This is a genomic window from Neisseria sp. HMSC065D04 (assembly GCF_001815675.1).
Lineage (GTDB): Bacteria > Pseudomonadota > Gammaproteobacteria > Burkholderiales > Neisseriaceae > Neisseria.
Genome location: NZ_KV821552.1, coordinates 11,401 through 30,046, shown reverse-complemented (window position 1 = coordinate 30,046; position 18,646 = coordinate 11,401). Strand labels below are relative to the sequence as shown.

Sequence of the window (18,646 nt, the reverse complement as noted above, 5' to 3'; positions counted from 1 at the left end):
TTTTTTACTTATCATCTTCGTGGGCAAAGCCCACGCTACGACTTTATAACAGCAAACCGCAGGTTTATCCCTGCGGTTTTTTATGGGTAAGAGGTCGTCTGAAACAGGAGTTGTACGTTTTCAGACGACCTGTTTTGCATTCATTGCACTATGGTCGGTTGAAACCCATAGCGTGGGCTTTGTCCGCGGATAATAGAGAAAGTTTCGGCAGCTTTTTTACTTATCATCTTCGTGGGCAAAGCCCACACTACATCGCGTTATTTTTTCTAGACCGGCTGGCAACCAAAACATAGTTTGCAAAAAAAAGGTTGTCTGAAAACCGGTTTCCGTGTTTTCAGACGACCTTTTCTATATTTTCACTTAATCATCAAACCATTCATTCTTTCGCCGTGTTCATCAGCCGCAGGGCTTTGAGGCGGCCGATTTCTTTTTGGTATTCCACCAAGCCGATAAATGTTCCGTTTCTGTCGTAAACGCGGATGGGCTGGTCGGCGGGGATGTCTTCGGTAAACTGCGGGCGCTGGCCGCATTTGAGCATGGCTACGGCGCGGTCGTTCAGTTCGATTTTGGGGAGGTGCCGCACTAAAACGTCGCAAGGCAGGAGCAGGGCGTCGCGTTCGGTTTCGTCTAATGCTGCCAAGGCGTCGAGCGTGTGGCTTTCGCGGATGGTGAAACCGGCGGTTTCGGTGCGGCGCAGGGCGGTCAGGTGGGCGAATGTGCCGATGTGTTTGGCGATGTCTTCGCTGAGGGTGCGGATGTAGGTGCCTTTGCTGCAACGTACGTCGATGACGGCTTTGGGCGCGTCAAACTCGGTAATATCAATGGCGTAAATGGTGATGTCGCGCGGTTTGCGTTCGATGACGATGCCTTTACGGGCGTATTCGTACAGCGGTTTGCCTTCGTGTTTGAGGGCGGAAAACATCGGCGGCACTTGGCGGATGTTGCCTGTCAGGGCTTGGCAGGCCGTCTGAAATTCGGCTAAGGAAATATCGGCGCGGGCGGTGGCGATGATTTCGCCTTCGGCATCGCCGGTGCTGCTGGCTTCGCCGAGTTTCAGCGTGGCGGTGTAGGCTTTGTCGGCATCCAGCAGATATTGGGCGAACTTGGTTGCTTCGCCGAAGCAGACGGGTAAAAGTCCGGTCGCCAAAGGATCGAGCACGCCGGTATGCCCCGCTTTCTCGGCGTTGTAGAGACGGCGGGTTTTTTGCAGGGCGGTGTTGCTGGAAAGTCCTTCAGGCTTGTCGAGCAGGAGGATGCCGTTGACGGGGCGTTTGGCGGGTTTGGCGGTCATGATGATGGGGAAGGGTAAGTGGCAGTTGTATGGGTGGGAAAGATTGCAAAAGGTCGTCTGAAAACAGGTTCGCGCTTTGACTGCGGCGTTTTCGGACGACCTTTACCTTTAATCTTCCACCGGCTTTTCCGCCGCCACTTGGTCGATGAGGCTGGAAATGCTCATGCCGCGTTCGAGCGATTCGTCGTATTTGAAGTGCAGTTCGGGCGTTTTGAAGAGTTTGATGCGTTTCGCCAGCTCGCTGCGCAAATGACCTTTGGCGTGTTCCAAGGCTTCTTCGGTGATGTTGCGGGTGCTGTCGTCGAGGACGGTGTAGAACACGGTGGCGTGGCTGTAATCGCGGGTGACTTCGACTTCGTTGATGGTGATGAAGCCTGCGCGCGGGTCTTTCAGGCCGGTGTGGACCAGCTCGGCCAGTTCGCGCATGATTTGTTCTTTGACACGGTCTTGGCGGGCATAGCCGCGTTGCGGTTTTCTCATGGTTTTCCTTAAACGGCGGCGGCCGTTTCAACTTTGTTTTCAGACGGCCTGTGTGAAATAAATGCGGTATTATAACGGATATACGGCAATTTGAGGTCGTCTGGAAAGGAGTTTGGCTATGCGGAAAATCAAAATCGGATTGGCGGGGTTCGGCATGTCGGCGCAGGTGTTCCATCTGCCGTTTTGGCGTGCGGATGCGCGGTTTGAAGTCGTGCGTGTGTTTGAACGCAGCGGCAATAGGGCGCAGGAAGTCCTGCCGCAGGCGCAGATCGTGCGTTCGTTTGAGGAGTTGCTTACCGACGATGTCGATTTGGTGGTCGTGACCACGCCGAACCAGACGCATTTCGATTTTGCCGCTCAGGCTTTGCGTGCGGGTAAAAATGTGGTGGTGGAAAAACCGTTGTGCGCCACGGCGGTGCAAGCCTTGGAACTGGCGGAACTTGCCGAGCGGCAGGGCGTATTGCTGACTGTTTACCAAAACCGCCGTTGGGACAGCGCGCCGCTGACCGCCAAAAAACTGCTTTCAGACGACCTTTTGGGCGAAATTGTGGATGCAGAGTTTCGTTTCGAGCGTTATGCGGCTGCCTTGAACAAAAAACGCTGGAAGGAAACCGGCGAGGCGGGCGTAGGGCTGGTGTACGATTTGGGTTCGCACCTCATGGATATGGCGGTCGATATTTTCGGGATGCCCGACGAGCTTTATGCCGACGTGCGCTATCAGCATGAAGGAGCAGTCAGCGACGACAATTTCTATATCGCGCTCTATTACGCCGACGGCAAAAAAGTCGCCCTGACCGCAAGCAAATATGCCCGCGAACCTTTGCCGTTCATGACCTTGCACGGCAAACGCGGTTCATACGTCAAACAAAACGCCGACAACCAAGAAGCCCTGCTGCTCGGCGGCGCGCAACCCGTCGGGGCGTGGAACCGTGAGCCGCAAGACGAATGGGGCATCCTGCATACGGAAATCGATGGGGCGGTTGTCCGCAAAAAAATCGAAAGCGTCAGTGGCAATTATGCGGCGTTTTATGAAAACCTTTATGACGCGCTGCAAGGCAAATCTCCCGCAGCGGTGCAGCCGCGCCAAGTGGCGGATGTGCTGGGGCTGCTGGAAAAAGTATATGAAAGCGCGAAATCGGGGTGTCGGGTGAAGGTGTAGGGAGCGGTTTAAACCGCCAGATAGAAGAGTGGGGCAAAACCATTGGGGAAACGTAAGCCTGAAGATCGCAGAAAATAAGCCGCCGTTGCGTATCCTTTATTTTGTTTCGTTATAAAAAAAAGTATAATCACACCCATTCAAAAACAATCCGAGGCCTGCCAAATGAACGTAACCGTTATCAATCACCCCCTTGTCCGCCACAAACTCACGCTCATGCGCGAGGCCGATTGCAGCACTTACAAATTCCGCACCCTCACTACCGAGCTGGCGCGCCTGATGGCTTACGAAGCCAGCCGTGATTTTGAAATTGAAAAATACATTATCGACGGCTGGTGCGGTCAAATCGAAGGCGACCGCATCAAGGGCAAAACCTTGACCGTCGTCCCGATTTTGCGTGCCGGTTTGGGTATGCTCGACGGCGTGCTCGACCTGATTCCGACTGCCAAAATCAGCGTGGTCGGATTGCAGCGCGACGAAGAAACGCTCAAACCCGTTTCCTATTTTGAAAAATTCGTGGACAGCATGGACGAACGCCCCGCGCTGATTATCGACCCCATGCTCGCGACCGGCGGTTCTATGGTGGCTACCATCGACCTGTTGAAGGCGAAAGGCTGCAAAAATATCAAAGCGTTGGTACTCGTTGCCGCGCCCGAAGGCGTCAAAGCCGTCAATGAAGCGCATCCCGACGTCACCATCTACACCGCCGCCCTCGACAGCCATCTGAACGAAAACGGCTACATCATCCCCGGCTTGGGCGATGCGGGCGATAAGATTTTCGGTACACGCTGATTCGTGATTTGAGGTCGTCTGAAACTGAATGTATGGGTTTCAGACGACCTTTTTATAGTGGAGTAACTTTAAATCAGGACAAGGTGACGAAGCCGCAGACAGTACAGATAGTACGGAACCGATTCACTTGGTACTTCAGCACCTTAGAGAATCGTTCTCTTTGAGCTAAGGCGAGGCAACGCCGTACTGGTTTAAAGTTAATCCACTATACAAGGTATTTTTCGTTGAAAATCCCATGTTAGAAAGGACAACCATGAGCTTCCAAGACAACCTCGCCGCCATGCCCGACATCGGTCATTTGAGCGGACTCGACATCCTCGACGCACAAGGCAAAGCCATCCATCACATCCCAAACGAGCCCGGCAAGCAAGGCTCGCTGAAACTCTACAACGCTTTGGCATTGAATTTCGGCGGTAAACTCGATGCCACCGCCGCTGCACAGGGTTTGGATTGGTTTGCCGAACATGTTGCCGACGCGCAAGCCAATCCGGGCAAACATCCCAATATCGATTTGCTGTTGCAAGTGAAAAACGAAAACCTCAGATTGCTTCTAAAGCCGGTTAACGCTTAAACATCAGCTAAGCGAAAGGTCGTCTGAAAACAGAAATCCTGTTTTCAGACGACCTTTTTTCATGAAACCGTTTCGTTATAAATAAAATTGTTATATTATAACCAATCAAATTTCTACCCGATACATTTGGAGAACCCATGAAAAAAACCGCATTGTTCATCGCATCCGCGCTCCTGTTCAGCACAACCGCCCAAGCACACCGCGTCTGGGTCGAAACCGCCCATACACACGGCGGCGAATACCTGCAAGCCGAATTGGGCTACGGCGAGTTCCCCGAACTCGAACCCATTGCCAAAGACCGCCTGCACATTTTCAGCAAGCCCATGCAGCTGATTACCGAAAAAGGCAAAGAAAATCTGATTCAAAAAGGGACGTACAACTACCAGTACCGCAGCAAACTCCCTGTCAAAGACGGCAGCTACCTCGTTACTGCCGAATACCAACCGACCTTCTGGTCTAAAAACAGCGCAGGCTGGAAACAGGCGAGCATCAAAGAAATGCCTGACGCCAGCTATTGCGAACAAACCCGAATGTTCGGTAAAAACATCGTCAACGTCGGACACGAAAGCGCAGACACCGCTGTCATCACCAAGCAAGTCGGACAACATCTGGAAATCGTTCCGCTGGACAACCCCGCCAACGTCCACGTCGGCGAACGCTTCAAAGTCCGCGTCCTTTTCAACGGCGAGCCGCTGCCGAACGCCACCGTTACCGCCACATTTGACGGTTTTGACACCAGCGACCGCAGCAAAACCCACAAAACCGAAGCCCAAGCCTTCTCCGATACCACGGACGACAAAGGCGAAGTCAGCATCATCCCCCTGCGTCAAGGCTTCTGGAAAGCCAGCGTAGAACACAAAGCCGATTTCCCCGATCAAAGCGTGTGCCAAAAACAGGCGAACTACACCACCCTGACCTTCCAAATCGGTCATACGCATCATTAATATCCAATAACAAAGGTCGTCTGAAAACCATATTGCAGGGTTTTCAGACGACCTTTTTATCTATATTTTAAAATTAAGATATTTTTGAGAAATAAAATTTTAGTAATCTGTGTAAACAGTTAGGTTACCTGTTCTCCAATGTTCTGTATCCCATGATAGAACATCTGGTAAATCTTTATAAATAGCTCGTTGTCTAAATCTAGGCTGTCCGTCTTTTGTGAACCAATAATTTATTACTGTTGTTGATTTAGGCGGAGAAATTTTTTTCTTTTCGTTTAAAGAGGGTTGCCAGAAATAAATAATCAGGGCTTCAGCCATTTCAAGATAATAACGGCTCGCATTTGCTGGCACAACCACTGTTCCTAACCAAAATTCCTGTTCTCTTGTAATAAGTGGGAGTTTATGATGATTCCTAAATCTTGAGGAGAAATTTCCTTCCGTAATCCCACAATATTGGATGGAATTATCACCTCTTTCATATTTTTGTTTGCCTGCCGCAAGATACAATCCATTTCTCAACTCTGGATTGTTAGTAATATCATCGTATGAATATGGACCTTTCCAATTAATAATCAGCGTAGTATGTTCTGACATTTCATGACCTCAGGTAGTGATTTCAAATTTCACAAAAATAAATATTAAATATAAATAATAATATTTAATATTTTATCAGATAATCTCATGAATTAGTATTTTATTATTAATATTAATTTTAATGATCTTAATCAAGGCTTATGCGGCGCAAACGTCCATTGCCCAAGCGCCAAGCCCAAATCGAATAGATTCAGACGACCTATCGCCACTCTGACCAAACGCAGGCACGGAAAACCCGCCTTAGCCGTCATCCGCCTGACTTGCCGGTTTTTTCCTTCCGAAATCCGAATTTCCACCCAAAAATCAGGCACGGACTTGCGCACGCGGATAGGCGGTACGCGCGGACACAAAACATCCGCTTCGCCCGCTTCCAACACGCGGACCTTTGCCGGACGCGTGACAAAATCTCCCAAATCCACACCGCGCCGCAGCATATCCAACTTCGCTTCGTCAGGCGAACCTTCCACCTGCGCCCAATAAGTTTTCTCCAGCTTAAACTTAGGATCTGCAATCCGCGCCTGCAAACGCCCGTCGTTCGTCAGTAGCAGCAAACCCTCGCTGTCCGTATCCAAACGTCCCGCCGGATAAAAGTCCGGCAGCGACACATAATCTTTCAAACACCCATACTTTTCATGCGCCGAAAACTGGCAAATCACGCCATAAGGCTTGTTCAATACGATTAAATCATTCATTTTCATCACATCCTGAAACCAAGCATGAATTGTACCAGCCGCCGTATACGGGCTACAATTTCACGCTTCTTTATATTTTATACAAATGATTTCATACGGTTAAAAAATACCCTGAAGCCCGGCTTGACACGCCCGAGCCAAACCAGTATATTACGCACTTCCTTAGGAGTAATGGCTGAGAGGCTGAAGGCACTTCCCTGCTAAGGAAGCATGTGGGGTCAACCTGCATCGAGGGTTCGAATCCCTCTTACTCCGCCATCATACGAAAACCCGTCGATTATCCGACGGGTTTTCTTTTTAGCGTTTTTGTGAAAACAAGGATAACTGACAGGCAAACCGTCAAACTTGACGTTTACGGAACATGAAAGCGTTTGCGCGCAGGTTGGATTGCCGTTGAAACCGATTATTAAGCACGGCAATCATTAAAAATCAAAAAAAGGTCGTCTGAAACCGGATTTCAGACGACCTTTTTGTATGTCAGTGCAGCGGCTTATTCTTCCGGAGCGCGGAAGGTGTCGTGGCAGGATTTGCAGCTTGCGCCGGTTTCGCTGTAAGCGGCTTTGATTTCTTCCAGCTTGCCGGTTTGCGCGGCGGCGTTCAGTTTTTCAACGGCTGCGGCGAATTTGTCCTCTTCGGCTTTGAATTTAGCCGCATCAGACCAAACCGCAGGCAGGGCGCGGCCATTGCCTTTGTCGTCAGATTGGAAGAAGGTGAAAGGTTTTTTGCTGGTTTCGGCAAAAGTTGCCGCAGCCTGCTTGAATTTTTCCACGTCGTAAGGCTCTTCGCCTTTTACCATTTTGCCCATGCTGGAGAACTCGGGCATCATGGATTTGAACGCGGTGGTACGGTCTTCGGAGATCGGACCTTTGGGTTGCGCGGGTGCGCCGCCACCGCAGGCGGCAAGGGTCAGGGCAGCGAGCAGCGCCGCTGAGAAGAGTTTGGTATTCATGGCTTTGGTGTCCTGTGATAGTATTTTGTTATTCATATTTTTCAGACAACGTCCGAAGAGGTCGTCTGAAAAGTTGCAATCATACCTGAAATGGGTTTACAAAACGAGAAAAGAAAGGAAATAGTTATGGCGATTTTGGTTACCGGCGCTTCAGCGGGTTTCGGCGAGGCGATGTGCCGCACGTTTGTACAGGCCGGTTATTCCGTTATCGGCGCGGCACGGCGCGGCGAGAAACTGCAGGCATTGGCGGCCGAATTGGGCGAGCGGTTTTATCCTTTGGAAATGGACGTTTCGCGTACCGAGTCGATACGCAACGCGCTCGACAGCCTGCCTGAAAATTTTGCCGAAATCGATTGCCTGATCAACAACGCCGGGTTGGCGTTGGGTTTGGAAACGGCGGACAAAGCAGATTTCGGCGATTGGGAAACCATGATTCAAACGAATATCGTCGGTCTGACTTTCCTAACGCGCCAAATCCTGCCGCAAATGGCGGAGCGCAAGCAAGGCTATATCATGAATTTGGGTTCGATTGCCGGCAGCTATGCCTACGAGGGCAGCAACGTGTACGGCGCGACCAAGGCGTTTGTGCGCCAGTTCAGCATGAACCTGCGCGCGGAATTGGCGGATAAAAACATCCGCGTCACCAACATCGAGCCGGGTTTGTGCGGCGGTACCGAGTTTTCCAACGTCCGCTTCAAGGGCGATGACGAGCGGGCGGAAAAGGTTTATGAAAACGTCGAAGCCATCCGTCCGCAAGACATTGCGGATACGGCTTTGTGGCTCTATCAGCGTCCGGCGCACATGAATGTCAATTCCATCGAAATCATGCCCGTCGCCCAAACGTTTGCCGGTATGAAAGTGATCCGCAATACGCTGCCCGTGCCCGCACAGGCGGAGAGTTTCGAGAAACAGAGTATGTCTTTGTTTGCACGGATTAAGTCGTGGTTCAAATAGGCAGATTGGATGGGATGGGTCGTCTGAACGGTGGCGCTCGGTTTCAGACGACCTCCGAATATCTGCATCTTACATAAACACGTTATAATGTAATCCTCTCCGTTCAGAATTTTAAGGTCGTCTGAAAGCCTTTATGAAACACGCAATCAAACAAAAAATCCTCGAACAGGCACGCCGTGACGGCGTACAGGTAACCGCTTTGCGCGAGCAGGTGCTCGATATCGTTTTGCAGCAAAGCGGCGTGATTAAAGCCTACAACGTCTTGTCGCAGATGCAGCAGCAGAGCGAGGGCGTGGTTGCGCCGCCGACGGCCTACCGCGCCCTTGATTTTTGGGCGGAGCAGGGCGTTTTGCACAAAGTGGCGGCGGTTAACGGCTATATTTTGTGCAGCCACGCGCAGCACGAGTGCGACGACCATTGCCACGACCACGAAGAAGCCGAAGCGCACCATAGCGCGTTTATTTTGGTCTGCACCGAATGCGGCACGGCGGACGAACAAACCCTGAGCCACGAATGGGCGGCACTGCGCGCAGGCGTTGCCGAAAGCGGCTTTGCGCTGAAAGAAGAACACGTTGTTTTAACTGGAATCTGTAAAAAATGTCAGAAGTGAAAAAAACCAAAGTCCACCTGATTTCAGGTTTTCTGGGAACAGGCAAAACCACTGCGCTTAAAAGCCTGATGGAACAGAAAGACCCGAACGAGAAATGGGTCATCATCGTCAATGAGTTTGGAGAAATCGGTATTGACGGTGCCGTATTGAGCGACAACGGTATCCCCGTGGCAGAAATCGCCGGCGGCTGTTTGTGTTGCACCGCCGGCCCGCAAATGGGCGTAACCGTACAGAAAATGCTGCGCGACGCCAAGCCCGACCGCCTGATGATTGAGGCAAGCGGACTGGCGCACGCCGCCAGCGTCATCGACGAATTGAAAGCCAAACCGCTGGATAGTCTTCTGGAAATCGGCGCAGTCTTTACTGTTGTTGATCCGCGCCAGTTCATCAACCCCGATTACGCGCAGCAGGCGTTGTATAAAGACCAAATCGGCATCTGCGACGTATTGGTCGCCAGCAAAACCGATTTATGCACCCCCGAACAGCTTGCCGAATTTCACGACAAAGCGGCAAAACTGTTTCCGCCCAAAGCCAAAGTGGTCGAAGTCCAAAACGCACAGCTCGACATCCAATGGCTGGACATCCCCGTAGTCGAAAAATCACGTTACCGCCTCAAAGCCCTACCGGACAACACCATGGGCTTCCAGTCGCAAGGTTTTACTTTCCCCGCCGGACGCGATTTCGACGGCGAAAAATTGACCAATTTCTTCAACGACCTGACCAAATTCACAGACGGCCTCGTCCGCGCCAAAGGCGTGTTCCAAGTGCTCGGCACATGGGTGTGGCTCAACTGGGTGGACGGGCAATGGGGCGCCAACCAAGTCTCATGGCGCCGCGACTCGCGCTTCGAGCTGATTGCCAAATCGTTTGACGCGGATTTGATTGAGAAGAAACTGCAAGAGGCTTTAGAGAAATAAGCAAGGTCGTCTGAAAGTTTGCCGCAGCAATTTTCAGACGACCCAAGCGATAGTGAAGTCTATTGGTTCAAATATCAGAAGAATATAAAGCAATAATGGTCTTTCAGACGACCTTAAAACCCAAATAGAGGAATACCCCAAGCATGTACCGTTACATCCTCCACCGCCTATTACTCTTAATCCCCACGCTGTTGGGGATTTTGGCGATTACTTTTGCCGTTATCCAATTCGTGCCGGGCGGGCCGGTGGAGCAGATGGTGCAGCAGTTGACGCATGGTGCGGTCAGCGGCGAGACGGCGAATGCGACGGCGGGCAACATTATGAAAAACGGCAACCGCATCAGTCCGGAAGATTTGGCGGCTTTGAATGCGCTGTACGGTTTCGACAAGCCGCCGCTGACGCGGTTTGCGGATATGGTGTGGCGGTTTGCCCGTTTTGATTTGGGCAATAGTTTTTTCCATCATGAAACCGTGTTCGAGCTGGTCAAACAGAAAATGCCGGTGTCGATGAGTTTGGGCTTGTGGACGTTTTTCCTGACTTATCTGATTTGTATCCCATTGGGCATTGCCAAGGCGGTGCGTGACGGCAGCCGTTTTGATGCGGTAACGGGGATGGTGGTGCTGGTCGGTTATACCATACCGCCGTTTGTGTTGGGTTTGGTGCTGCTGGTGTTGTTTGGCGGCGGCAGCTTTTTTGCGTGGTTTCCGCAGGGCGGTTTGGTCGGCGATGATTTTGACACGTTGTCGTGGGCAGGCAAAATCAAGGATTATCTGTGGCACATGGCGCTGCCGATTACGGCTTCGGTGGCGGGCAGTCTGGCGGTAACGACGGTGTTGACGAAAAACGTGTTTCTTGAAGAAATCCGCCGCCAATATGTTTATACCGCCCGCGCCAAGGGTTTGCCGGAAAAGCAGATTTTGTGGAAACACGTTTTCCGCAACGCGATGATTCCGCTGATTACCGGCTTTCCCGCTGCCTTTATCGGCGCGTTTTTCACCGGCAGCCTGCTGATTGAAACCTTGTTCTCGCTCGACGGGCTGGGGCTGCTTTCCTACGAGGCGGTGATGAAGCGCGATTATCCGGTGGTGATGGGGACGCTGTATGTGTTCACGTTGATGGGTTTGCTGGCGAAATTGGTGTCGGATATTTCTTATTCGTGGGTCGATCCGCGCATTCATTTCGGCGGACAGAAATAGGTCGTCTGAAAAATATGTTTCCGAATCATGACTGATAAACCTTTCCAAACCATGAAAACACACACCTCAAATCCCACTTGGCAGGCCTTCAAGCAACACAAACGCGGCTGGTTCGCGCTGCGGATTTTAGCCGTTTTGTTCGCCGTCGCGCTGCTTGCGCCTTTGTGGAGCAACGACAAACCCTTGTGGATACGTTATCAGGGCGAATATTATTTTCCGCTGGTAAACGAATACAACGAAACTGTGTTCGGCGGCGATTTCGATACGCCTGCCGATTACCTCGACCCGCTGATACGCGGCAACATCACGTCAAACGGAAATTACGCCGTTTATCTGCCCAATCCCTACGATGCCGACACGCTCAATGATTTCGACACGCAGCCCGACCCTGCAAGTCCGTCCGAAAGGCACTTGCTCGGCACGGACGACCGTGGTCGCGATGTCTTGGCGCGTTTGGTTTACGGATTCCGCGATTCTCTGCTGTTTGCCCTTGCGCTGACTTTGGTAACGACCGTAATCGGCGTGATCACCGGCGCGGTGCAGGGTTATTTCGGTGGCAAGACCGACCTTTTGATGCAGCGTTTTATCGAAATCTGGGGCGGGATGCCGGAACTTTATTTGCTGATTATCTTGTCTTCGTTTTTTAATCCTAGTTTGCTGATATTGCTGGTGTTGCTGTCGTTGTTCGGCTGGATGGGGCTGTCGGACTACGTCCGCGCCGAATTTTTGAAAAACCGTCAGGCAGATTACGTTTTGGCGGCGCGTTCGATGGGCGTGGGCAACCGCGCGATTATGTGGCGGCACATCCTGCCCAACAGCCTGACGCCCGTATTGGCGTTTCTGCCTTTCCGTATCTCCGGCGCGGTGCTTGCGCTGACCAGCTTGGATTTCCTCGGTTTGGGCGTTCCCGCGTCGCAGGCGAGCTTGGGCGAACTCTTGGCGCAGGGCAAGGACAACTTGGACGCTTGGTGGATAGGCTTGTCCACCGTCGGTACGCTGACGGTTATGCTGCTTTTGCTGGTGATGATAGGCGAGGGCTTGCGTCAGGCGTTTGACGTGCGCGCTAGGGGATAGTATAAGCACGGAGTCTTTGCGGGCGTACATCAATGCGCGACCCGCGCCTTTAGAAGTTTCAGACGACCTCTATAATATTTTACTCACTTCATTTTTAAAGAATTTCAATGAATCAAACACACAACACAAATTTCTACGAAATGCTGTCCGCTGCCTGCCATAAAAACGGCAAAGGTACTGCGGTGTTCAACGACAAAGAAAAAACCACCTACCATGCACTCAAGCGGGAAGTCGATGCCGTAGCCGCATATCTGCAAAATATGGGCGTCAAGTTCGGCGACAAAGTGGCTTTGGCGGTATCCAATTCGCCGGAATTTATCAGCGCCTATTTTGCCGTCTCCGCCATCGGCGCGGTTGCCGTACCGATGAATACGTTTTTGAAAAACAACGAATACGCGTATATTTTGAACGACTGCAAAGCGCGGTTTATGTTTGCTTCGGCAGGTTTGCAGAAAGAATTGAAGGGGCTGAAGAAACAGACCCGAGTCGAGAAAATCATTTGGATAGGCGAGGCGAAAGCGGCGGACGAAGCCGATGTGCGTTTTGAAGAAGCGCGCCGTTTTTCGGGTACGCCCGATTTGAGCCGCCAACCGAAAATCGATGATTTGGCGCATATTATTTACACTTCCGGCACAACAGGCCACCCCAAAGGCGCATTGATCAGCTATGGCAACCTGTTCTCCAACCTTGAAGGCATCGAGCGCATCTTTAAGATTACCAAACGCGACCGCTTCGTCGTGTTCCTGCCGATGTTCCACAGCTTTACGCTGACGGCCATGGTGTTGCTGCCGATTTATATGGCGTGTTCGATTATTTTGGTGAAATCCGTTTTCCCGTTCTCCAATGTTTTGAAACAGGTTTTATTCAAACGCGCGACCGTATTTTTAGGCGTGCCCGCGATTTACACTGCCATGAGCAAAGCGAAAATCCCTTGGTATTTCAGATGGTTCAACCGCGTCCGTCTGTTTATCAGCGGCGGCGCGCCTTTGGCGGAACAAACCATCCTTGACTTTAAAGCGAAGTTCCCGCGTGCCAAGCTTTTGGAAGGCTACGGCTTGAGCGAATGCTCGCCCGTCGTCGCTGTCAACACGCCCGAAAGGCAAAAAGCCCGCAGCGTCGGTATCGCCTTGCCCGGATTGGAAGTCAAAGCCGTCAACGACGAATTGGTCGAAGTGCCGACGGGCGAAGTGGGCGAACTCATCGTCAAAGGCGGGTCGGTCATGCAGGGCTACCTGAATATGCGCGATGCCACGGACGAAGCTATCGTCAACGGCTGGCTGAAAACAGGCGATTTTGTCACGATAGACGAAGACGGCTTTATCTTTATCGTCGACCGCAAAAAAGACCTGATTATTTCCAAAGGGCAAAACGTTTATCCGCGCGAAATCGAAGAGGCGATTTACAAACTCGACGCCGTCGAAGCCGCAGCCGTCATCGGCGTGAAAGACCAATACGCCGACGAAGAAATCATCGCTTTTATCCAACTCAAAGACGGCGAAACGTTGGACGAAGCCGACGTGCGCGCCCATTTGCGCGGACATTTGGCGAATTTCAAAATCCCCAAACAGATTTACTTTAAAGACGAACTGCCGAAAAACGCCACGGGCAAAGTGTTGAAACGGGTGTTGAAAGAGCAGTTTCAGAAATAATAAGCGTTCAGACGACCTCGGTTTGCGGGTTTGAATCAGAGGTCGTCTGAAAAGCAGAAAGCCGATGTTTGCTGGGCGCTTTTTTTGTTCATCATCAGATATTGGCTTATTGCTTCGTAAAGATTTCTGCCCGTGCGGCGGGTATTGCCGATTTGATTCCAACCGTTTTCCGTTTTCAGACGACCTCGATACCATGACGAAACCCATCCTTGAAATTGAAAACCTAAACGCCTTTTTCCCCGGCAAGCAAGTCCTGCACGATGTCAGCCTGACCGTACAGACCGGCAGGAAACTGGCATTGGTCGGCGAGAGCGGCAGCGGTAAAACCGTGTTGGCGCAGGGCATCATGCGGCTGAATCCGCTGGTGTCGTTTGACGGTCGTCTGAAATTTTGCGACAACGATTTGCTGACCCAATCTGAACGCGCCCTGCAAAAGCTGCGCGGGCGGGAAATCGGCATGGTGTTCCAAGAACCGATGACCGCGCTCAACCCCGTGATGCACGTCGGCGCGCAGATTGCCGAAGTGCTGACCCTGCATCTGGGTTTGGACAAAAAACAGGCATGGGCGAGGGCGGTCGAACTCTTGGCGGAAACCGGCATCCGCGAGCCGGAGCAGAAAGCCTTTGCCTATCCCTTCCAGCTTTCCGGCGGACAGCGGCAGCGGGCGATGATTGCGATGGCGGTTGCCGCCGAACCCAAGCTCCTGATTGCCGACGAACCGACCACCGCCTTGGATGTCGCCGTGCAGGCGCAGATTCTCGATTTGTTGGCGCGCTTGCAGCAGGCGCACAACATGACCATGCTCTACATCACCCACGACCTGAACCTTGTCCGCCGCTTTGCAGACGACGTCGCCGTGATGCGTGGCGGACGCATTGTTGAAACAGGTGCAGCGGCGGAAGTGTTTGCCCGTCCGCAACACGAATACACGAAAATGCTGTTGAACGCCGGTGCCGCGCGCAAGGTTGTGCCTTTGGCGGACAACCCCGCCACCGTCTTGCAGGCGGAGCAGCTTTCCGTTGCCGTCAAAGAAACGGCGGGCTGGTTCAAAAAACGCAGCAAAACCCTGCTGGAGCCGGTTTCCTTCGATTTGAAAGCGGGCGAAACGCTGGGCATCATCGGCGAAAGCGGCTGCGGTAAAACCACGCTGGCAAAAGCCGTGATGCACCTTATCGACGCGGAAGGTCGTCTGAAAATCAACGGCGAAGCTTGGACGCGCGAATCGAGGCGCGACATCCAAATGGTGTTTCAAGACCCGTTTGGCGCATTCAACCCGCGCATGAACGTCTTTAATATCGTTTCCGAAGCCCTGCGCGTCCACGAACCCGATTTGTCCCGCGCAGAAATGCGGCAGCGTGTGCAAGACGTATTGCGGCAGGTCGGGCTACCCGAAGACGCGCTCGAACGCTATCCGCACGCCTTTTCCGGCGGACAACGCCAGCGGCTCGCCATCGCCCGTGCCATCATCGTCCGCCCGAAAATCCTCGTTTTGGACGAACCCACCAGCGCGCTCGACGTACAATGGCAGCAACAGATTCTGGAGCTGCTCGCCGATTTGCAGAAAAAACACGGTCTCAGCCTCATCATCATCAGCCACGACCTCGCCGTCATCCGCGCCCTGTCGCACCGCGTGATGGTGTTGAAAGACGGCAAAGTCGTCGAAGAGGGAGGCTGCGAAACTGTATTTGCCAACCCTTCCAGCGATTACACGCGCCATCTGATGAGCTTTAGGGCAGGCTGAACTGTCGGATAGGTCGTCTGAAAAACATTAGCCAATCCCGATGGCAACCTTACAAAAAAGCTATTACACTTTTGCGACACTTGAAATTTTCAGCCCCAAGCCCTATCCTGCACAACATCTGATTCAATTTGACACAAAAAGGAAAAACTCATGAGCAGCGAACTGATTATCCACACCACCGATGCAAATTTCGAACAAGACGTTTTGAAATCCGACGTTCCCGTATTGCTGGACTTCTGGGCACCTTGGTGCGGCCCTTGCAAAATGATCGCTCCGATCTTGGACGACATCGCCGCCGAATTTGAAGGTCGTCTGAAAGTCGTTAAAATCAACATCGACGACAACGAAACCACCCCCGCCAAATTCGGCGTGCGCGGTATTCCGACGCTGATGGTGTTCAAAAACGGCGAAAACGTCGCCACCAAAGTCGGCGCTTTGGCAAAAGGTCAGTTAACCGCATTTGTAAACGCTTCTTTGGCTTAAGTTTCAACAACGCAAAAGGTCGTCTGAAAATGTTCAGACGACCTTTTTGTATGTTTGGATTTTAGGGAAACGGGATGCTTTACCTGTTCTCTTCTTTATCGTTCGAGGATTTCGGCAAACGGGCATTGCCCGATTAAATTCGTTTTAATCTGCGCTAAAAAGGTCGTCTGAAAACCTAGTATCAGGTTTTCAGACGACCTTTCATGTGTTGACACTTTGTTTGAACATTTATTCCTTGCGTTGCAAAACGGCGGCGAAGAAACCGTCGGTTTGGTGTTTTGCCGAATCGAGGCGCAGGTATTTGCCAGTGTCCAAATCGATTTTCAAACCGGCGAGCAGCTCGGCGCAGTCGAGCAGTTCGTATTCCGGGTGTTCTTCCAAAAAGCGTTCGACCTGCATTTCGTTTTCTTCGGGCAACACGCTGCAAGTGGCGTAAACCAGCCTGCCTTGCGGTTTGACCAGTTTGGCGGCGGCATCGAGGATGCTGTGTTGCTGTTCCAAAAGTTTGGCGACGGTTTCGGGCGATTGGCGGTATTTGAGGTCTGGGTTGCGGCGCAGTGTGCCTAAGCCGGAGCAGGGGGCATCGACCAAAACGCGGTCGGCTTTGCCGGTCAGGCGGGCGATGCGGCCGTCGTGTTCGCTGCTGATGCGTTCGGGGTGGATATTGGTCAGTCCGGCGCGGGTCATGCGGGGCTTGAGGTTGGCAAGGCGTTTTTCGGCGATGTCGAAGGCGTAGATTCTGCCTTTGTTTGCCATTTGCGCGCCGACGGCGAGGGTTTTGCCGCCTGCGCCGGCGCAGAAATCGACGATGATTTCGCCGCGTTTGGCACCGACAAGCAGGGCGAGGAGCTGGCTGCCTTCGTCTTGGACTTCCAGCGTACCGTCTAAAAACAATTCGTGTTTGTTGAGGGCAATTTTGTTTTTCAGGCGGATGCCCCAAGGGGAATAGGGCGTGGCTTCTGCATCGGGGCTTTCGGCTTGAATCAGGGGCAGCACTTTGTCGCGTCTGCCTTTGAGCGTGTTGACGCGGATGTCGAGCGGCGCGGCTTGGTTGGTGCTGCGGCCGAAGGCGAGGATTTCTTCGTCGCTGTTATGTTTTTGCAGTTGCTCCACCAGCCATTGCGGCAATTCGGCGGCGGTATGGAGGTCGTCTGAAAATTCGGTTTTACGCGCTTTGAGGCTGCTGAGGAACTCGGTTTCTTCTTCGTCGAGCAGGTCTTTGATTTGGCTGATGTTGGTGCTTCTGCCGAGAACGAGCGCGGCAAGCGCGGCTTTGCGCGGCTGGGCATGCGGGCGGCGCAGGATGGCACTGATTTTTTGATAATGGCGCAGGGCGGCGAAGGCGGTTTCGGCGATTTCGTGGCGGTCTTGCCTGCCGAGCTTTTTGTGTTCGCGGAAGTAGGCGGACAGAACGGCATCGGCAGGCTGTTTGAAAGTCAGCATTTCGGCCAGGACTTTGGCGGTGTGGTCGAGTTGGATCGGGGTCATGGTGGGTTCGCAATCGGGGGGAAAGGCTTGGATTATACTGGAAAGGTCGTCTGAAAACGTTGAATCGGGTTTCAGACGACCTTCATGATGCGTTCGATTTCATGCCAAAAGCCGTCGGGGCGCAATTCGAGTTTGGCGATTAAGCCGCTTTCGATTTGGCGGACGTCATGGTCGGAAAGGGTTTGCGTCTCGGTGACGCGGGCGGGGGCAAGGTATGCCATGCGGTCGATGAGGTGGTAGTGTGCGCCCTCTGTGGTCGGATATGCCGACCAATCTCGGATAAAGACGCCGCGCCAGCAGTATGGGTTCAGCGGGGCTTCGGCGGAATCTGCGCCGACTGGGAAAAAGCCGATACCGCGTATGATTGAGGCGGGTTGCGGCGCGTCGGGGAGACGGTTTTGCCGCAGGGTTTCGCTGCCTTCGGGGGATTGAAGCAGGGCGAGTTGGCGGGGCAGTTTGGCGGCTTTGGCGGCGAGGGTGTCTTTGGAATTGAGTCCGCACAGGTCTGCGGATTTGCCGCTGCCGCTGCCGTAATATTTGCAGGTCAGTTCGATATGATAGGGTTTGCCGTTGATGGAGGCGATGAAATCGGCGGCGCCTTGCGTGAGGTCGTCTGAAAATACGGGCAGGTTATAGGCGTGTAGCTCGGTATGCGGTGCATGGGCGAACCAAAATACGAGCAGGCGTTCGGCGTAGATGCCGAGTCGGTTGCCGAAGGGGGCGTGTTCGGCGAGATAGTCGTCTAAGGGGGAGGGATTGCCGTCCAAATCCAAAAGATAGCGGAAGCCGTGTTCGCCCAATAGTGTGCGGACGCTCAATTCGCAGCCGCTTTGCCAAAGCGGCGGAGCGGTCAGCAGGGTGGCGAGGGCGCGGACGGACGGGTTGGTGAGTTTCCACCATAGGGCATCTAGGGCGTAGTTCATGGGGCGGTGCGGATGTCGGGAAGGTGATGGATTTTATAATATTGAGCATGAAGTTGAAACCTGTAAGCCGCTGTACCGTCTAGGCAGCAATTGTTTTTCCCCTTCAAGATATAGTGGATTAACTTTAAACCGGTACGGCGTT

General features: G+C 52.6%; 19 protein-coding genes and 1 tRNA gene. 13 read left to right on the top strand and 7 right to left on the bottom strand.

Annotation, left to right across the window (positions count from 1 at the left end):
- Positions 1-376: 376 nt before the first annotated feature.
- Entirely contained in the window at positions 377-1,291 is a 915-nt protein-coding gene (truB, locus tag HMPREF3050_RS11680; protein WP_070774902.1) for a tRNA pseudouridine(55) synthase TruB, read from the bottom strand.
- A gap of 108 nt (positions 1,292-1,399) precedes the next feature.
- Positions 1,400-1,771, bottom strand: a complete 372-nt coding sequence (gene rbfA, locus HMPREF3050_RS11675; RefSeq protein WP_070774901.1) for a 30S ribosome-binding factor RbfA — start codon at positions 1,769-1,771, stop codon at positions 1,400-1,402.
- 118 nt (positions 1,772-1,889) lie between these two features.
- On the opposite strand from rbfA, the gene HMPREF3050_RS11670 reads away from it, so the two are divergent.
- From HMPREF3050_RS11670 to HMPREF3050_RS11655, 4 genes are all read left to right on the top strand, one after another.
- Positions 1,890-2,930, top strand: a complete 1,041-nt coding sequence (locus HMPREF3050_RS11670; protein ID WP_070774900.1) for a Gfo/Idh/MocA family oxidoreductase — start codon at positions 1,890-1,892, stop codon at positions 2,928-2,930.
- A 162-nt stretch (positions 2,931-3,092) separates the two neighbouring features.
- A complete protein-coding gene (upp, locus tag HMPREF3050_RS11665) occupies positions 3,093-3,719 on the top strand; it encodes a uracil phosphoribosyltransferase (RefSeq protein WP_003744890.1) in 627 nt (208 codons plus the stop codon).
- Positions 3,720-3,972: 253 nt separating this feature from the next.
- Positions 3,973-4,290 (top strand): DUF2322 family protein, encoded by a 318-nt coding sequence (locus tag HMPREF3050_RS11660; RefSeq protein ID WP_070774899.1) that lies wholly within the window; start codon positions 3,973-3,975, stop codon positions 4,288-4,290.
- Between the two features lie 137 nt (positions 4,291-4,427).
- Positions 4,428-5,234: a DUF4198 domain-containing protein gene (locus HMPREF3050_RS11655; RefSeq protein ID WP_009313193.1), complete on the top strand. Its 807-nt coding sequence runs from the start codon at positions 4,428-4,430 to the stop codon at positions 5,232-5,234.
- A gap of 99 nt (positions 5,235-5,333) precedes the next feature.
- Here the strand turns inward: HMPREF3050_RS11655 and HMPREF3050_RS11650 are convergent, their stop codons facing one another.
- On the bottom strand, positions 5,334-5,828 hold the full coding sequence (locus tag HMPREF3050_RS11650) for a hypothetical protein (RefSeq protein ID WP_070774898.1): 495 nt from the start codon (positions 5,826-5,828) through the stop codon (positions 5,334-5,336).
- Positions 5,829-5,959: 131 nt separating this feature from the next.
- On the bottom strand, positions 5,960-6,520 hold the full coding sequence (locus HMPREF3050_RS11645; protein WP_070774926.1) for a pseudouridine synthase: 561 nt from the start codon (positions 6,518-6,520) through the stop codon (positions 5,960-5,962).
- Between the two features lie 165 nt (positions 6,521-6,685).
- On the opposite strand from HMPREF3050_RS11645, the gene HMPREF3050_RS11640 reads away from it, so the two are divergent.
- A tRNA-Ser gene (locus HMPREF3050_RS11640) sits at positions 6,686-6,778 on the top strand.
- Positions 6,779-7,010: 232 nt separating this feature from the next.
- On the opposite strand, the gene HMPREF3050_RS11635 is transcribed toward HMPREF3050_RS11640, so the two are convergent.
- Positions 7,011-7,469: a c-type cytochrome gene (locus tag HMPREF3050_RS11635; RefSeq protein WP_070774897.1), complete on the bottom strand. Its 459-nt coding sequence runs from the start codon at positions 7,467-7,469 to the stop codon at positions 7,011-7,013.
- A gap of 126 nt (positions 7,470-7,595) precedes the next feature.
- Here HMPREF3050_RS11635 and HMPREF3050_RS11630 point away from each other — a divergent pair, with 126 nt between their 5' ends.
- The 8 genes from HMPREF3050_RS11630 to trxA all read left to right on the top strand — a co-directional run bounded on the left by HMPREF3050_RS11630 (position 7,596) and on the right by trxA (position 16,093).
- Entirely contained in the window at positions 7,596-8,423 is an 828-nt protein-coding gene (locus tag HMPREF3050_RS11630) for an SDR family oxidoreductase (protein ID WP_070774896.1), read from the top strand.
- Between the two features lie 133 nt (positions 8,424-8,556).
- Positions 8,557-9,033 (top strand): Fur family transcriptional regulator, encoded by a 477-nt coding sequence (locus HMPREF3050_RS11625; RefSeq protein ID WP_003744587.1) that lies wholly within the window; start codon positions 8,557-8,559, stop codon positions 9,031-9,033.
- On the top strand, positions 9,021-9,950 hold the full coding sequence (locus HMPREF3050_RS11620) for a CobW family GTP-binding protein (RefSeq protein WP_070774895.1): 930 nt from the start codon (positions 9,021-9,023) through the stop codon (positions 9,948-9,950). The genes HMPREF3050_RS11625 and HMPREF3050_RS11620 overlap by 13 nt, the downstream gene beginning before the upstream one ends.
- A gap of 143 nt (positions 9,951-10,093) precedes the next feature.
- Positions 10,094-11,146: an ABC transporter permease subunit gene (locus HMPREF3050_RS11615; RefSeq protein ID WP_060974814.1), complete on the top strand. Its 1,053-nt coding sequence runs from the start codon at positions 10,094-10,096 to the stop codon at positions 11,144-11,146.
- A gap of 27 nt (positions 11,147-11,173) precedes the next feature.
- The gene (locus HMPREF3050_RS11610; protein WP_070774894.1) at positions 11,174-12,220 is read left to right on the top strand and encodes an ABC transporter permease; all 1,047 of its coding nucleotides are present in this window, start codon (positions 11,174-11,176) and stop codon (positions 12,218-12,220) included.
- A 107-nt stretch (positions 12,221-12,327) separates the two neighbouring features.
- A complete protein-coding gene (locus HMPREF3050_RS11605) occupies positions 12,328-13,869 on the top strand; it encodes a fatty acid--CoA ligase (protein ID WP_070774893.1) in 1,542 nt (513 codons plus the stop codon).
- Between the two features lie 193 nt (positions 13,870-14,062).
- Positions 14,063-15,610, top strand: coding sequence for an ABC transporter ATP-binding protein (locus HMPREF3050_RS11600; RefSeq protein ID WP_070774892.1), 1,548 nt, complete (start codon positions 14,063-14,065; stop codon positions 15,608-15,610).
- Between the two features lie 150 nt (positions 15,611-15,760).
- Positions 15,761-16,093: a thioredoxin TrxA gene (trxA, locus tag HMPREF3050_RS11595; RefSeq protein ID WP_070774891.1), complete on the top strand. Its 333-nt coding sequence runs from the start codon at positions 15,761-15,763 to the stop codon at positions 16,091-16,093.
- 228 nt (positions 16,094-16,321) lie between these two features.
- Here trxA and HMPREF3050_RS11590 read toward each other — a convergent pair whose 3' ends face one another.
- Together HMPREF3050_RS11590 and HMPREF3050_RS11585 are read right to left on the bottom strand one after the other, a co-directional pair.
- On the bottom strand, positions 16,322-17,581 hold the full coding sequence (locus HMPREF3050_RS11590; protein ID WP_070774890.1) for an RsmB/NOP family class I SAM-dependent RNA methyltransferase: 1,260 nt from the start codon (positions 17,579-17,581) through the stop codon (positions 16,322-16,324).
- Between the two features lie 71 nt (positions 17,582-17,652).
- The gene (locus HMPREF3050_RS11585) at positions 17,653-18,504 is read right to left on the bottom strand and encodes a DUF1853 family protein (RefSeq protein ID WP_070774889.1); all 852 of its coding nucleotides are present in this window, start codon (positions 18,502-18,504) and stop codon (positions 17,653-17,655) included.
- Positions 18,505-18,646: the final 142 nt, after the last annotated feature.